Source organism: Erwinia sp. PsM31, assembly GCF_030433775.1.
GTDB classification, from domain to species: domain Bacteria; phylum Pseudomonadota; class Gammaproteobacteria; order Enterobacterales; family Enterobacteriaceae; genus Erwinia; species Erwinia aeris.
This window is the reverse complement of record NZ_JARUWZ010000003.1, coordinates 214,281-230,822: the sequence shown is the minus strand read 5'-3', so window position 1 is coordinate 230,822 and position 16,542 is coordinate 214,281. Positions and strand designations below refer to the sequence as shown.

Here is a 16,542-nt window from a genome sequence, read left to right as displayed (position 1 = left end):
CAGGCGACGAAACTCCGATAGCGATCACACTTGTGAAAGCATTGCTATGAGCAGAGAGGCATTTTTGCTGGCGGAAGCCGATGCCGGATCCACCGGAAGCGCGCTTTTCAGCATCCAGACGGAAACGGCGCCGCTATGCGGCAGGAGATAAGATCGGTAACGGCGGAAGAGGGCGCGTGCCGGTTCGCCCTGAACGCTAAGGCTGGCGGTCAGCGCCGGTCGCCCTGAACGTTCAGGCTGGCGGCCTGCGTGGGACAAGGCTAAAAGCCTGCCTTCGCCTTTATGCATCGCTGTCCAAAACCGGGGCGCAATGGCCCCGGTCGGTCAGGCCAGAAGCTCGCAGGAAGGCGGCAGGCGGCAGGCCAGCGCGGCGGGCAAAATCTCAATACGGAAAGTGGTGCCGCGCAGCGGTTCGCCATCAAGATTAAAGGCCATCTCGTTTGGCGAGGTAATTTCCAGCCACGGCAGCGAAGCGCGAATGATGTTTGGATTTTCATCATCGCCGCCGGTCAGCGAGTTAAACAGCGTCGGCAAAATTTCTTTTGAGGTGACAATGGTCAGCTCCAGCCGGCCGTCGTTGATCAGCGCGGTCGGACAGAGCCGCTGGCCGCCGCCCGCCTGGCGTCCGTTGCCGATACCGATCACCAGCGCGTCGCCCTGCCAGCTAAAGTCCGGGCCGCGCAGTTCGCAGCTGTCCGCCTTAAGCGTATCCATGCGCAACAGGCCGTGGATCAGATAAGAGACGCCGCCCAGCGCTGATTTGAGCTTCTCCGGCGTTTCGGTGGTAATACGCGTGCCGAAGCCGCCGGTCGCCATATTGATAAAGTAGCGATCCTGATTAACCCGCGCCAGATCGACGGAGGTGGCCTTGCCGACGATAGCCAGACGCAGCGCGTGCTCCATCTCTTCAGGTATGCCCGCGCTGGTGGCGAAATCGTTGGCGGTGCCGAGGGGAATAATCCCCAATACCGGACGTAGCGGCGCATCCACGCCCGCCAGCGCGGTAGCGATTTCGTTAATCGTGCCGTCGCCGCCGCCCGCAACCACGGTCGCCGCGTGCAGATCTACCGCCTCTTTGACGAAGCGTTCGCCATCGCCGTGTTCCCAGGTAACGCGGACTTCAATCTGCAGTCCTTCCTCGCGCAGCGACAGAATAGCTTCGCGCAGTTCCTCATTACCTGCACCTTTACCATTAAGGATTACCAGCGTAAGCGATTGTTGGTCCATCTTCTTTTCCTGTCAAAATGGCCTTAGCCAGACGAGCTTCTGTTATAGCACATCCGACCATCGGTGGAAAAAACCGTGGGCTAAAAGAAAGGCCCGCTCGGCGAGCCGGGCGGGCCAGGAGGTGGTTTTAAAAACCGCTATTTAGAATTTTTCATTCGAGGCCCGTGCATCATAACCGGAAACGGCGCGCCGGAATGTGATGGCATTCTAAAAGTCACGTCAGGAAACTTTTAGCACCCTGAACGTTATGCCGATTCAGGAAAATTGCGCATCAGCAGCGCGAAAGCGAGGTCGATCGCTTCCGGCACCGGGATCCAGACAAAGTGGCCGTTGCCCGGCGCGACGCTGGTCGGTTGGCCTTTTTGATTTTCCATCTGCTCCAGGCGGAAATTGACGTTGCCTGCCGGCGTCATCAGCTCCAGGCTGTCGCCCAGGCTGAACTTGTTTTTTACTTCGACCAGCGCCATGTCGCCACGGCGTTCGCCGGTAAACTCGCCGACAAACTGCTGGCGCTCGGAAGCGGAGAAGCTGCGGTCGTAAGTCTGGTAGCTGTCATGCGTGTGGCGGCGTAAAAAGCCTTCCGTATAGCCGCGATGGGCCAGGCCTTCCAGCGTTTCCAGCAGGGAGGCATCGAAGGGTTTGCCTGCGGCGGCGTCATCGATGGCGCGACGATAAACCTGCGCGGTGCGGGCGCAGTAATAATGCGATTTGGTACGGCCTTCAATTTTCAGCGAGTGCACGCCCATCTTCGTCAGCTGCTCCACGTGCGCCACCGCGCGCAGATCTTTGGAGTTCATAATATAGGTGCCGTGCTCATCCTCAAAGGCGGTCATATACTCGCCGGGACGCATGGCTTCCTCAATCATAAAGACTTTGTCGGTTGGCTGGCCCACGCCCAGCGTCGGCTCGACGTTTTTTACCGGAATGGGCTGATACTGGTGCACGATATTGCCGATTTCATCCTCTTTGCCTTCCTGCACCTTATATTCCCAGCGGCAGGCGTTGGTGCAGGTGCCCTGATTCGGGTCGCGCTTGTTGATATAGCCGGAAAGCAGGCAGCGGCCGGAATAGGCCATGCAGAGCGCGCCGTGCACGAAAATTTCCAGTTCCATTTCCGGCACGCGCTCGCGGATTTCGGCGATCTCCTCCAGCGAAAGCTCGCGCGAGAGGATAACGCGCGTCAGCCCCATCTGCTGCCAGAACCTGACCGTGGCCCAGTTGACCGCGTTGGCCTGCACGGAAAGGTGAACGTCCATCTCCGGGAAGGCATCGCGCACCATCATAATTAAACCGGGATCGGACATAATCAGCGCGTCCGGCCCCATCGCCACGACGGGCGTCAGATCGCGGATAAAGGTTTTCAGCTTGGCGTTATGCGGCGCGATATTCACCACGACGTAGAATCGCTTTCCCTGCGCGTGCGCTTCACTGATGCCGATAGCCAGATTCTCGTGGTTGAACTCATTGTTGCGCACGCGCAGGCTGTAGCGAGGCTGGCCGGCATAGACGGCGTCCGCGCCATAGGCAAAGGCGTAGCGCATGTTTTTCAGCGAGCCGGCGGGAGAAAGCAGTTCTGGTTTAAACATAGAGGTCTCAATCCTGGCATAAGGCCGTATGACGGCCTTACAAAATGTGCGGGGATTGTAAAAGCTGGCGGCAGGAATGTAAATTGCGCTAGATCAAGCGGCACACGTCCGCTTCCCAGCGGTAGCCCATGCCGTAGACCGCGCGGATAAAGGGCTGATCGGCATCCAGCGCCTCCAGCTTGCGGCGCAGATTCTTGATATGGCTGTCGATAGTGCGGTCGGTGACTACGCGATAATCGTCATACAGATGGTTCAGCAGCATCTCACGGGAGAAGACTTTGCCTGGCTCATGCGCCAGCGTTTTCAGCAGGCGAAACTCGGCGGGCGTCAGCTCCAGCGGCGTGCTGTTCCAGCTGGCCTGAAAACGCGCTTCATCCACCACCAGCAGCGACGCTTTTTGCGCCTCTTCCGGCGTACGCTTGCAGCGCTTGAGGATAGTTTTCACCCGCGCGACCACTTCACGCGGGCTGAAAGGCTTGCAGATATAGTCGTCGGCGCCAATCTCCAGCCCCAGCAGCCGGTCGATCTCTTCCGTTCTGGCGGTAACCATAATCACCGGCAGCTCAGAGAAACGGCGCAGCTCGCGGCACAGCGTCAGGCCATCCACGCCCGGCAGCATTAAATCCAGCAGCATCAGATCCGGCGGCGTCTGCTTAACCCATTCCAGCACCTCGTCGCCGCGCAGCAGATGATGCGTGCGGTAATTGGCGGCCTGCAAATAATCGACCAGCAGCTGGCCGAGCTTGGGTTCATCCTCAACCACCAGGATCAGTGGGCTAAGCGGTTCCTGATTCATGACACTCTTCTTTGCAAGCAGGCGCATTACGCCCGGGTTAGTCTTGCGGGTAAGTGTACCGTAATTTTAAGGCCACCGGCAGCAGAGTGATCCGCTTTGATCGCGCCCTCGTGCGCCTCCACGATATTCTGACAGATGGCCAGCCCCAGGCCGGAACCGCCGCTGGCGCGGTTGCGCGAGCTTTCCGCCCGGTAGAAACGCTCAAAAATTTGCTCGCGCTGCTCGTCGGTAATGCCCGGCGCGCTGTCCTCAAAATCGATAATTTGCTGGCCCTGTTCCGCGCGCAGCGTCACCACCAGGCCGCCGCCCGCATCGGTATAGCGCAGGCTGTTTTCCATCAGGTTGGTGAACAGCTGCATCAGGCGATCCGGATCGCCAAACAGCGGTGCGGAATCGGGCAGGCGAAGCTGCAAAGTCAGATGTCGGCTTTGGTAGCGTCCCGCAAAATTCGCGGCGACCATTTCCAGCAGCGGCACCAGATCGATATCGCTGCGGCGATAGGCCAGCGCGCCTTCGTCAGAGAGTGAAAGCTGATGCACGTCCTCCACCAGTTTGGTCAGCGTCGCGACTTCACCCTGTAGAGAGACAATCGACTCCGGCGTCAGCTTGCGCACGCCGTCCTGAATGGCCTCCAGCTCGCCACGCAGGATCGCCAGCGGCGTGCGCAGCTCGTGCGAAATATCCGCCATAAAAGCGCGCCGCATACTTTCGTTTTTCTCCAGCGTGCTGGCCAGGCGGTTAAAATCCTGGCCCAGGCGGCCCAGCTCATCGCGGCTGTCGGCCTTGACGCGCGTGGCGAAATCCCCGGCGGCCAGGTGATGCGTGCCCTCGACCAGCCTTTTCACCGGCGCGAGCAGGCCGCGCGACATCAGCCAGGTCACCAGCGCCGCCAGCAGCATGGTCAGGCCGACAATCATCCAGCTGGTGCGCTTCTGCTGCTGATCGAAGTTAATATCCGCGCTGCGGGTCAGCCTTTCCGGCGGCGAGCCGATCACCCAGCCCACGATATGGCCGCTGCTGGTGGTAATGCTGCGGCGGGTGCCTTCCGGCGGCACCGGCCCGCGCGGCCCCATCATCACGCGATATTGCTGATCGATGATCCAGAACTGCGTGCGCCAGCCGTGCGGCGGCAGCTGATTATTCGCCTCCGGGTTCTGCTCCAGCGAATGCAGGATCTGAAACACCAGCTTGTTGTTATGGCGCAGAAAGTCCCAGTTGCCGTGCTGCTCGTACTGATCGGCCAGCGCGTCGCTCAGCAGCCCCAGCCGCTGCTCGTTGCCTTTTTTGATATAGTCGATAAAGCCGTGCTCAAAGCTGAGGCGCACGCCCCAGTGCATGGTGATCAGCACCAGCATACAGGTGGAAAAAATAGCGATAAACAGCTTGGCGGTGATGCCGATACGTAATTTTGCAAACATTCAGGGCTTTCTCCGACGGCTCAGCACCACGTTTTTGGTGACGTCTGGCGGCACGTGGCGAAACACCAGCGCGGGCAGAACAATCACCGCCGCCATACAGATCCAGGTTGAAATAAAGGCCTGCTGCATCAGCTCAGGCTGCGACTGTTGAGCAGCAAAGGTGCCGAGCAGCAGCCCGGCCAGCGTGACGCCCACGCTCGTCGACAGCTGCATCACCATCGACAGCAGGCTGTTGCCGCTGCTGGCCAGCTCGTCCGGCAAATCCTTCAGCGTTAGCGTGTTCATGGCCGAAAAACGAATGGCGTTAACCATGCCCTGCAGGAACAGCACCAGCGGCAGCAGCGCCTCCCAGCCAAGCAGCGCCGTCACCGGGAACAGCAGCACCACCAGCGCCAGGGCGACGGTAGCGCCGACCAGCACGTTACGGTAGCCGAAACGGTTAACGATCTGCACCACAATGCGCTTCATGCCCATATTGCCCAGCACCATCGGGATCATCATCAGCCCCGCGTGAAAAGGCGTATAGCCCATGCCGACCTGCAGGAAGATCGGCGTCATAAAAGGCAGCATGCCGCTGCCGATCCGCCCGGTAAGGCTGCCCAACAGGCCGACAGAATAAATACGGTTGTCGAACAGCTTCAGGCTGAACAGCGCCTGGTCGTTGGCGCGGGCATAGAGCAGATAGGACAGCAGGGCCAGGACGCCCGTCAGGATAAACAAACAGAGTATCAGCGGAGAAAAACCGGCGCCGCGCGAGCCGTCCAGCGCCAGCGTCAGCGTCGCCATGCCTGCGGCCAGCAGCAGAAAACCGCGAAAGTCAAAGCGGCGGCGCGGCAGGCGCAGATCGGGCAGCAGCAGCAGCGTTGCCGCCGCGCCCGCCAGGCCGACCGGCAGGTTCAGCAGGAAAATCCAGTGCCAGCTGGCGTACTGCACCAGCGCGCCACCCAGAACCGGCCCCAGCAGCGGCCCGATCTGGCCCGGCAGCGTCACAAAGGTCATCGCGGCCATATACTGCGCGCGCGGCACCAGCTTCATCACCGTCAGCCTGCCGACCGGCACCATCATCGCGCCGCCTAATCCTTGCAGCACGCGCGAGGCGATTAGCTGGTCAAGCGTGGAGGAGAGCGCGCAGAACAGCGAACCAACGCTGAACAGCACGATGGCGCTGAAGAAGATATTGCGCACGCCGAAGCGATCGGCCAGCCAGCCGCTGACCGGCAGCATCACCGCGACGGTCAGCACGTAGGAAACCACCACCGAATGCATCTGTAGCGGATCCTGGTGCAGGCTGTGCGCCATCGCGGGCAGCGCGGTGTTGACGATAGTGGTGTCCAGCGACTGCATAAAGAAGCCGAACGCCACAATCCACAGCTGCCAGCGCACGCTGGCCGGAAGCGTCTCCATCAGCCGGTCGCGCCTGCGCGCCTGCGCGCGGCCGGTTTTCTGCGCAGCTTATCCATATAGAGATAAACCACCGGCGTGGTGTAGAGCGTCAGCAGCTGGCTCATCACCAGGCCGCCGACGATGGTGATCCCCAGCGGCTGGCGCAGCTCCGCGCCGTCGCCCGTGGTCAGCACCAGCGGCAGCGCGCCCAACAGCGCCGCCAGCGTGGTCATCATAATGGGGCGGAAGCGCAGCAGGCTGGCCTGGAAGATCGCCTCGCGCGCGCTCAGATTGCCGTTGCGCTGCGCATCCAGCGCGAAGTCGACCATCATGATAGCGTTCTTTTTCACGATGCCGATCAGCAGCAGAATGCCGATCAGCGCAATCAGGCTGAAGGGCGCGCCAAACAGCTCCAGCGCCAGCAGCGCGCCCACGCCCGCAGAGGGCAGGGTGGAGAGGATAGTCAGCGGATGCACATAGCTCTCGTAAAGAATGCCCAGCACGATATAAACGGTGGCGATGGCGGCCAGGATCAGCCACAGCTGGCTGCTTTGCGTCTCCTGAAAGATCTGCGCCGTGCCGGCAAAGCTGCCGCGCACGCTGGACGGTACGCCCAGCGCGGTCATGCTGCGCTCGATAGCCTCGGACGCCTGAGAAAGCGAGACGCCTTCCGGCAGGTTAAACGACACCGTCGAAGCGGCGGAAAGCCCCTCATGGTTCACCGACAGCGGCGCGTTGGCGGGCTGCCACTTCGCAAAGCCGGAAAGCGGAATCGCCTTGCCGTCGTTGTTGATCACGTACATCAGATCCAGCGAGCTGACGTCCTGGGTATAGCGCGGGTCGACCTCCATCACCACCTTATACTGATTCAGCGGCTGGTAAATGGTGGAGATCTGCCGCTGGCCGAAGGCGTTATTCAGCAGGCTGTTGGCGTCGGCGACGTTGATGCCCAGCTGCGCCATGCGGGTGCGATCGTAAACCAGCGCCATCTCGGCGCCTTTGTCCTGCTGATCGGAGTTAACGTCCGCCAGCTCGGGCAGCTTAGAAAACGCCTGGCGAATTTTCGGCTCCCAGCTGCGCAAATCGTCCAGATCGTCCGACAGCAGCGTGTACTGATAGCCCGCGTTCGACTCGCGCCCGCCCACTCTTAAATCCTGTACCGCCATTAAAAACAGGCTCGCGCCCGGCTCTTTCGCCAGCTTGCCGCGTAGCCGGGCGATCACCGCCTGGGCGCTGTCGCTGCGTTCGCTGAGCGGCTTAAGCGAAATAAACATCGAGCCGCTGTTGGTGCGCGAGCCGCCGGTAAAGCCGACCACGCTTTCCACCGCCGGATCGTCACGGACGATTTTCATAAAATCTTCCAGCTTGCCGCGCATCGACTGGAAAGAGATGCTCTGATCCGCCTGGATAAAGCCCATCAGCCGCCCGGTATCCTGCTCCGGCATAAAGGTTTTCGGCACCACGACGTACAGGTACATGGTCAGGCCGATGGTGGCGATAAACACCAGCAGCGTCCAGCGCGAATGGTTCAGCACCCAGTTCAGCGAGCGGCCGTAGCCCTGCTGAATGCCCGTCAGCACGCGGCCGAAACCGCGCAGGCGCGGCTGCTCGCGGCGGGGATGCGCTTTCAGCAGGCGGCCGCACATCATCGGCGTCAGCGTCACCGAGATCAGCAGCGAAATGATAATGGAGACGGAGAGCGTCACGGCGAACTCGCGGAAAAAGCGGCCAATCAGCCCGCCGAGCATCAGCAACGGCAGGAACACCGCCACCAGCGACAGGCTCATCGACAGCACGGTAAAGCCGACCTCGCGCGTTCCCTGCAGCGCGGCCTGAATCGGCTTCATGCCCGCCTCCACGTGGCGGGAAATATTTTCCAGCACCACGATGGCGTCATCCACCACAAACCCCGTCGCCACCGTCAGCGCCATCAGCGACAGGTTGTTGAGGCTGAAGCCGCAGAGATACATGGCGGCAAAGGTGCCGATCAGCGATACCGGCACGGCAACGGCAGGGATCAGCGTGGCGCGGCCCGAACGCAAGAAGGCGAACACCACCAGGATTACCAGCCCGACGGAAATAACCAGCGACTGTTCCACTTCGGCCAGCGACGCGCGGATAGTTGGTGAGCGATCCTGCGCGACATCCAGCTGAATGGAGGCGGGAATGCTGTTGCGCAGCTCCGGCACCGCCGCGCGAATACGATCGACGGTATCGATAATATTGGCTTCGGGCAGCTTGCGGATCAGCAGCAAAATCGCCGGTTTAGCGTTGGCCATCCCGGCGTTGCGCACGTCCTGCACCGAGTCGGTGACGTTGGCGACATCCTGGAGCCGCACCGCCGCGCCGTTGCTGTAGTGCACGATCAGCGGCTGATACTCCGCCGCCGTTTTCAGCTCGTCGTTGGTTTTGATCTGCCAGCGTTGATGGCTGTCTTCAATCGCGCCCTGCGGCCTGCGCTGGTTGGCGTTGCTGATAGCCGTGCGCACCGCGTCCAGCGACACGCCCTGGTTAAACAGCGCCTGCGGATTCAGATCCACGCGCACCGCTGGCAGCGAGCTGCCGCCTACGGAGACGTCGCCCACGCCCTCGATCTGCGCCAGCTTCTGCGCCAGCTGGGTAGAGGCGTAGTCGTACAGATCGCCCTGCGACCAGGCATCCGACGTCAGCGTCATAATCATAATCGGCGCGTCGGAAGGGTTGATTTTGCGCCAGGTCGGCCGGCTCGGCATCCCCGTCGGCAGCAGGCTTTGCGCCGCGTTGATCGCGCCCTGCACGTCGCGCGCCGCGCCGTTGATATCGCGATCGTAATCAAAAACCAGAATGATGCGCGTGCTGCCCAGCGAGCTGGTGGAGGTCATCTCGCTGACGCCCGCGATGCGGCCCAGCGACCGCTCCAGCGGCGTGGCCACTGACGAAGCCATCGTCTCCGGCGATGCGCCGGGCAGCGAAGCGGAGATTAAAATCACCGGGAAATCGACCTGCGGCAGCGGCGCGACCGGCAGCAGGCGAAAGCTCAGCGCGCCCGCCAGCGCGATGGCGATGGTCAGCAGAATAGTGGCGACCGGACGGTGAATAAACAGCGCAAAAAATTTCACTGCGCCTCCTTCGACGGCAGACGACGACGGGCGGCCTGCGCCAGGCGATCGAACAGCAGATAAATCACCGGCGTGGTGAACAGCGTCAGCACCTGGCTGACGATCAGGCCGCCCACCATCGCCACGCCCAGCGGATGCCGCAGCTCGGCGCCGACGCCGGTGCTCAGCATCAGCGGCAGCGCGCCCAGCAGCGCCGCCAGCGTGGTCATCAGGATCGGCCGGAAGCGCAGCAGGCAGGCCTGATAGATCGCGTCATAAGGCGTCATGCCCTGTTCGCGCTCCGCCGCCAGCGCGAAGTCAATCATCATAATGGCGTTTTTCTTCACGATGCCGATCAGCAGAATGATGCCGATAATGGCGATCACATCCAGCTCGTTGCCGCTGAGCATCAGCGCCAGCAGCGCGCCGACGCCCGCCGTCGGCAGCGTGGAAAGAATGGTGATCGGATGGATAAAACTTTCATACAGCACGCCCAGCACGATATACATCGCCACCACGGCGGCCACGATCAGCCAGACGGTGCTGGAGAGCGCCGCCTGAAACGCCAGCGTGCTGCCCTGGAACTTCGTGACGATCTCGGCGGGCATTGCCATCGTCTGTTCAGCCTGAGTAATGGCGTTCACCGCCTCCTCCAGCGAATAGCCGTCGCGGACGTTAAACGAGAAGGTGGTGGAAGGGAACTGATCCAGATGATTGATGCTTAACGCGCCGTGACGCTGCTCCACGCTGGCAATAGCGCTGAGCGGCACGCTGCCGCCGTCGGTGCTGGTCAGGCGAATCGATTCCAGCGCGGCCAGGCCCGGCGTGGCGGAAATATCGTTTTCCAACACCACGCGATACTGGCTGGCCTGGGTATAGATAGTGGAGATCAGCCGCTGACCAAAGGCGTTATAGAGCGCGTTGTCGACGTCCGCCATGCTGATGCCAAGACGGCTGGCGTTATCGCGATCCACCTTGATATAGGCTTCCAGCCCGCGATCCTGCCAGTCGCTGCTGACATCCTTTAGCTGTGGCAGCTGGTTCAGCGCCTCGGTGAGCTTCGGCACCCACAGGCTCAGCGAATCCAGCGAGCCGGTTTGCAGCGTAAACTGATACTGCGTGCGGCTGAGCTGGGTATCGATGGTGAGATCCTGCACCGGCTGAAGATAAAGATTAATGCCGGGCAGGGCGGCGACCGCCTGCTGTAAACGGGCAATCACCGCCGGAATGCGATCCTCACGCTCGTCCAGCGGCTTAAGGTTGATTTGCAGCCGTCCGCTGTTCAGCGCCGGATTGGTGCCGTCCACGCCGACAAACGAGGTCAGGCTCTGTACCGCCGGATCTTTCATAATAATCGACGCGACCTGCTGCTGGCGCTGCGCCATGCTGGCCCAGGAAACCGACTGCGGCGCCTGCACCGTGCCCTGAATAATGCCGTTATCCTGCAAGGGGAAAAAGCCTTTCGGGATAGCTATCCACAGCAGCACGGTGATGGCCAGCGTGCCGAGCGCCACGCCAAGCGTCAGCCACTGGTGATCCAGCACGCGCTTGAGAAAGCGGCCATAGGCGGCAATGACGCGATCGAACATCGCCTCGCTGGCGCGCGAAAAGCGGTTCTGCTTGCGCAAGGATTCCACGCTGAGCATCCGCGCGCACATCATCGGCGTCAGCGTCAGCGACACCACGGCGGAAATCAGGATCGATACCGCCAGCGTAACGGCAAACTCGCGGAACAGCCTGCCGACGATATCGCCCATAAACAGCAGCGGGATCAGCACCGCAATCAGCGAGAAGGTCAGTGAGATAATGGTAAAGCCGATCTCGCCCGCGCCCTTCAGCGCCGCGTCCAGCGGCTTTTCGCCTTTTTCGATATAGCGGGAGATATTTTCAATTACCACGATAGCGTCATCGACCACAAAGCCGGTGGCGATGGTCAACGCCATCAGCGTCAGGTTATTGACGGAGAAGCCGAGGAAGTAGATCACGGCAAAGGTGCCGACCAGCGACAGCGGCACCGCGACCGCCGGAATAATCGTTGCCGGCACGTTGCGCAGAAACAGATAGATGATCATCACCACCAGCGCGATTGCCAGCATCAGCTCGAACTGCACGTCGTTGACCGAGGCGCGAATATTGGTGGTGCGGTCGGTCAGCACTTTGACCTCGACCGACTTCGGCAGGGAGGCGGTCAGCGCGGGCAGCATCTGGCGAATGCTGTCGGCGGTGGTGATAATGTTTGCGCCCGGCTGCCGCTGAATATTAAGCACGATAGCCTGCTGGCGGTTAGCCCAGGCGCCCAGCCAGCTGTTTTCCGCTCCCTGTTCCACGGTAGCGACGTCGCGCAGGCGCACCGGCGCACCGTTCTGCCAGCTGATAATCAGCTGCCGATAATCTTCCGCCGACTTCATCTGATCGTTGGCGGAAAGCGTAATCGAGCGCTCCGGGCCGTCCAGGCTGCCTTTAGCCGAATTAACGTTGGCGCTGCTGATGGCGGTGCGCACCGTTTCGCTGGTTAAGCCCAGCGAGGCCAGCGCCTGCGCGTTGAGCTTCACCCGCACCGCTGGCCGCTGGCCGCCCGCGAGCGTCACCAGACCCACGCCGGAAACCTGCGAAATCTTCTGCGCCACGCGCGTCTCCACCATATCCTGCACCTGGGTCATCGGCATACTGGTGGTGGTTACGGCCAGCGTCATGATCGGCGGATCGGCGGGGTTCACCTTGCTGTAAACCGGCGGGTTTGGCAGATCGGACGGCAGCAGATTGGTCGCGGCGTTGATGGCGGCCTGCACCTCCTGCTCGGCCACGTCCAGCGGCAGCGTTAGCTGAAACTGTAGCGTCACGACCGACGCGCCGCCGGAACTCTGCGAAGCCATCTGCTTTAAGCCCGACATCTGGCCGAACTGGCGCTCCAGCGGCGCGGTAACGGCCGAGGTCATCACGTCCGGGCTGGCGCCGGGGTAGAGCGTCACCACCTGAATGGTGGGATAGTCGACCTCCGGCAGCGCCGAAACGGGCAGCGAGCGGTAGCCCAGAATACCGGCCAGCAGGATAGCGACCATCAGCAGCGTGGTTGCCACCGGACGCATAATAAACTGGCGGGAAGGGCCGCCGCCGGGGTTGGAAGGCATCACCTGCATTACTGGCGCGCTCCCTTAGCGGGCGGCGTGCCGGTGCCCGGCAGCGGCGTGGCCTGCGGCGCGACCACTTCTACCGTGGCGCCTTCCGTCAGGCGATCGATACCGTCGGTCACCACTTTTTCGCCTTCATCCAGTCCGGCGTCTACAATGGCTTTTTCGCTGTCCTGCACGCTGACGGTGATAGTCTTTTTACTGACCTTGCCGTCGCTGTTAACCACCCAGACAAAATGCCCCTCATTGCCCATTTGCAGCGCCGCTACCGGGATAACAATGGCGTCGTGCAGCGTGTTGACCTGCAAACGCGCGTTGACAAACTGATTAGGAAACAGGCGGTCGTCCTGATTAGTGAACTGCGCTTTGACTTTAATCGTACCGGTCGTGACGTCGATCTGATTATCCATGCTCAGCAGCGAACCGGTCGCCAGCAGCGTTTTGTTGCTGCGGTCCCAGGCTTCTACCGGCACCGTCTGCCCGGCTTTTTGCGCGTTCAGCAGGGTTTCGATCTGGTTTTCAGGCAGGCTGAACACCAGCTCGACAGGATGCGTTTGGGTGATCACCACGATGCCGTTGGTATCGCCGCTGCTGATATAGTTGCCAATATCTACCTGACGCAGCCCGACGCGGCCGGAAATGGGCGAGGTGATGCGGCTGTAGGTCAGGTTCAGCTGCGCGCTGGCAACGCTGCCCTCGTCCGCTTTGATCGTCCCCAGGGTTTCACTGACCAGCGCGCGCTGCGTATCCAGCTCCTGCTGCGAAACCAGGTTGGTTTTCACCAGCTTCTCCAGCCGCGCCAGATCGCGACGCGCGTTGGCAAGCGTCGCCTGATCTCTTGCCAGCTGGCCCTGCGCCTGCGTCAGCGCGACCTGGAAGGGACGAGGATCGATTTCCGCCAGCAGCTGGCCCGCTTTAACTTCCTGGCCTTCGGTAAAGTGAAGCGCCATCAGATCGCCATCGACGCGGCTGCGCAGCGTAACGGTATTGGCGGCGGCCACGGTGCCCAGCCCGGTCAGGTATTGCGGCACGCTCTGACGCGCGGCGGCGGCGGCCTGCACCGGCGCCAGCGGGCCGCCTGCGGCTTTACGACCGCCGCCGGAAGCGTGCGGGCGTTCGGCTGTTTTTTGCGGCTCGCCGTGGCTGTGCCACCAGTAAAGTCCGCCCGCTGCGATAGCCGCGAGCACCACAAGTATGATTTTAAAACGGCGCCGGGTGTTCATCCTGTTATCAGCTCTCCAAAGGCAAAAGTTAGCGTCGGTAAAGCAATCTCGCCGGTCGAAAAGCCTGGCTGTTTTCCGGGGCCGGCCGAGACTGAAGACGCTTAATATTTCAATTTTAACGGATTTATCGATTATAAAAATGAAGGAATTAAGAATAACCGTTCAGCAAGTGTAAGTATTCCTGCCCCGGCGTGCCTGTACCGTCAATCAACAAACGGCTCGTGTGGATATTTGCTACGCTAATAGTCACTTCAGAAACCCTTCCAATACAGGAGTATAAAGATGATCCAAACGCATCGCGAGCTGGGCCGTACCGGTATTCAGGTTCCCACGCTGACTTTTGGCGGCAACGTTTTCGGCTGGACGGTCGATCGGCAAACTTCTTTTTCTCTGCTGGACGCGCTGGTGGAAAAAGGCCTCTTCTTTATTGATACCGCCGACTGCTATTCGCGCTGGGCGCCGGGCAACGAGGGCGGCGAATCAGAAACCATCATCGGCGACTGGCTGAAGAAAACCGGCAAGCGCAATCAAATCGTGCTGGCCACCAAGGTCGGCATGGAGATGGGCGAAGGCAAAACCGGCCTGTCGCCCGCCTATATTCGCCAGGCGGTAGAGGCCTCGCTAAAACGTTTGCAAACCGACTATATCGATCTCTATCAGGCGCACCGCGACGATAGCGACACCCCTTTGCAGGAGACGCTGGCGACCTTCGACTCGCTGATTAAAGAAGGCAAGGTGCGGGCCATCGGCGCCTCTAACTACAGTGCGGAAAGGCTGCAGGAAGCGCTGAATATCAGCAAACAGCAGGGCCTGGCCCGCTATGAAACGCTACAGCCGGAATACAATCTTTATGACCGCCAGGGTTACGAAAGCGGCCTGGAGCAGGTAGCACGTGAACATGGTCTGGGCGTCATCAACTACTATTCGCTGGCCAGCGGCTTTTTAAGCGGCAAATATCGCAGCAAGGCCGACGCGAACAAAAGCAAGCGCGGCGAAGGCGTGGTCGAGAAGTACCTGAACGATCGTGGCCTGCGCATCCTGAAAGCGTTAGACGAGGTGGCGGAAGAGAGCCAGGCCACGCCAACGCAGGTTGCGCTGGCGTGGCAGATTGCCCGTCCGGGCATCACCGCGCCGATTGTCAGTGTGACCTCGCTTCCTCAGCTGGAAGAGCTGAGCAAGGCTGCCAGTCTTCAGCTTAGCGAGGAAGCGATCCGCAAGCTTACCGAAGCGAGCCGCTATTAATTAGCGAAACAGCACCTGCGCCCAGCGCGCCAGACCGGCGGTGACGGAACCGAAGTCATCGCCGCTGGCGAGCGGGATGTCCGGCAGCTGCTTTTGCAGCGCCTCGCGCAGCACCGGCGAGCGGGCGCTGCCGCCCGTCAGATAGATCACGTCCGGTCGGGTGCCGCTGCCGTCCAGCGCCAGCTTTACCTGTTCCTGAATGCGCTCCAGCGGCTGGGCGATAGCGCTTTTCAGCGCGTCCACGCTGATATCGGTCGCCAGCGACTGCTCTATAAAATCCAGCGTCGAGGTGGCCGAAGGCCGATCGGAAAGGGCGATTTTGCTCTCTTCCGCCGCGCGCACCAGGCGATAGCCCAGCCGCTGCTGCCAGACTTTCAGCAGGCGCTGCACTTTTTCCGGCTCGCGGGCGTCGCGGATCAAATCCTGAAGCTGTTTGCGGCTGGCCGTGGCGTAAAAGTCGCTTTGCGCAGGCACGTCGTTGATAGCGATAGCGTTCCACCACGGCAGCGCAGGCAGCGCGATGCCTTTGTGCGTCTGGCCGCCGCTGCCCAGCAGCGGCATCAGCTCTTTAAAGGCCAGCATGATGTCCAGGTCGTTACCGCCGACGCGGCAGCCGCTGTGGCCCAGCAGGCTCTCCTGTCGCTCGGCCCTGTCGTGCCATTGCGGGCCCATCAGCAGCACGGAGCAGTCGGTGGTACCGCCGCCGATATCCACAATCAGCACGCGCGTCTCTTTTTTCAGCGTCGCTTCAAATTCCAGACCGGCCGCGACCGGCTCGAACTGGAACTCAACTTCTTTAAACCCGGCGCGGCTGGCGGCGCGCGCCAGGATGCCCTGCGCCTGGCGGTTGGCTTCTTCGCCGCCCAGCCCCTGGAAGTTGACCGGACGGCCAATCACCGCCTGGGTAATGCTTTCCTGCGTCTGCGCTTCGGCCTGCTGGCGGATATGCAGCATCATCGCGCACACCAGATCTTCAAAGAAGGCGACCTGCTGCGGCTTCAGGCCGCTCGCGCCCAGGAAGGATTTTGGCGATTTAACGAACCAGGTATCTTCCGGCTCGGCCATATACTGCGCCAGCGAAGCCAGACCGAACTGCACGCTGGCGGGCGTGACTTCGATATCTTCTTCGCGGTTGAACGCGATGGCGCGCCGTAAAATCGCCTGATTTTCGGCTTCGGGCGTTGGCACCTGGTGATGGCGAAACAGCCATTCGCTGACCGTATCGCGCGTCGGCGCGCAGAGCATTGAGGGTAGCAGGCTGGAACCGTTTTCCAGCGGCAGCAGCGCGGGCACGCCCTCTTTCATGATGGCGACCGAGCAGTTTGCCGTCCCGTAATCAAAGCCGATAAACATTCCTTCCCTCCGCTAATAAAAAAAGGGGGCGACTTTAGCCCAGGGGCGGCAGGAGAGCAAGCGCCGGGTAAGCTTTAATTGACGCGCGCGGCGCTGGTTGTGTGCCAGG

Annotated in this window: 11 protein-coding genes; 1 reads left to right on the top strand and 10 read right to left on the bottom strand. The window is 61.2% G+C overall.

Features of this window, described 5'->3' with window-relative positions; genetic code table 11:
* Positions 1–24: 24 nt before the first annotated feature.
* The 9 genes from QCD69_RS04035 to QCD69_RS03995 form a co-directional block, all read right to left on the bottom strand.
* Positions 25–258 (bottom strand): hypothetical protein, encoded by a 234-nt coding sequence (locus QCD69_RS04035; protein ID WP_301251125.1) that lies wholly within the window; start codon positions 256–258, stop codon positions 25–27.
* A 66-nt stretch (positions 259–324) separates the two neighbouring features.
* A complete protein-coding gene (gene yegS / locus QCD69_RS04030) occupies positions 325–1,227 on the bottom strand; it encodes a lipid kinase YegS (RefSeq protein WP_301251123.1) in 903 nt (300 codons plus the stop codon).
* Positions 1,228–1,472: 245 nt separating this feature from the next.
* Positions 1,473–2,813, bottom strand: coding sequence for a prephenate-dependent tRNA uridine(34) hydroxylase TrhP (gene trhP, locus QCD69_RS04025; RefSeq protein WP_253460020.1), 1,341 nt, complete (start codon positions 2,811–2,813; stop codon positions 1,473–1,475).
* An 88-nt stretch (positions 2,814–2,901) separates the two neighbouring features.
* Complete coding sequence (gene baeR, locus QCD69_RS04020) at positions 2,902–3,609, bottom strand: two-component system response regulator BaeR (RefSeq protein WP_301251121.1); 708 nt, start codon at positions 3,607–3,609, stop codon at positions 2,902–2,904.
* Positions 3,610–3,635: 26 nt separating this feature from the next.
* Complete coding sequence (baeS, locus tag QCD69_RS04015) at positions 3,636–5,027, bottom strand: two-component system sensor histidine kinase BaeS (RefSeq protein WP_253460024.1); 1,392 nt, start codon at positions 5,025–5,027, stop codon at positions 3,636–3,638.
* A complete protein-coding gene (gene mdtD, locus QCD69_RS04010; RefSeq protein ID WP_301251118.1) occupies positions 5,028–6,431 on the bottom strand; it encodes a multidrug transporter subunit MdtD in 1,404 nt (467 codons plus the stop codon).
* The gene (gene mdtC, locus QCD69_RS04005) at positions 6,431–9,508 is read right to left on the bottom strand and encodes a multidrug efflux RND transporter permease subunit MdtC (protein ID WP_253460028.1); all 3,078 of its coding nucleotides are present in this window, start codon (positions 9,506–9,508) and stop codon (positions 6,431–6,433) included. Before mdtC ends, mdtD begins: the two co-directional genes overlap by 1 nt.
* Positions 9,505–12,624, bottom strand: a complete 3,120-nt coding sequence (locus QCD69_RS04000) for an MdtB/MuxB family multidrug efflux RND transporter permease subunit (RefSeq protein ID WP_253460031.1) — start codon at positions 12,622–12,624, stop codon at positions 9,505–9,507. The genes mdtC and QCD69_RS04000 overlap by 4 nt, the downstream gene beginning before the upstream one ends.
* The gene (locus QCD69_RS03995; RefSeq protein WP_301251116.1) at positions 12,624–13,838 is read right to left on the bottom strand and encodes an MdtA/MuxA family multidrug efflux RND transporter periplasmic adaptor subunit; all 1,215 of its coding nucleotides are present in this window, start codon (positions 13,836–13,838) and stop codon (positions 12,624–12,626) included. Before QCD69_RS03995 ends, QCD69_RS04000 begins: the two co-directional genes overlap by 1 nt.
* A 282-nt stretch (positions 13,839–14,120) precedes the next feature.
* On the opposite strand from QCD69_RS03995, the gene QCD69_RS03990 reads away from it, so the two are divergent.
* On the top strand, positions 14,121–15,080 hold the full coding sequence (locus QCD69_RS03990; RefSeq protein WP_253460037.1) for an aldo/keto reductase: 960 nt from the start codon (positions 14,121–14,123) through the stop codon (positions 15,078–15,080).
* On the opposite strand, the gene yegD is transcribed toward QCD69_RS03990, so the two are convergent.
* Positions 15,081–16,433: a molecular chaperone gene (yegD, locus tag QCD69_RS03985; protein ID WP_253460040.1), complete on the bottom strand. Its 1,353-nt coding sequence runs from the start codon at positions 16,431–16,433 to the stop codon at positions 15,081–15,083.
* Positions 16,434–16,542: the final 109 nt, after the last annotated feature.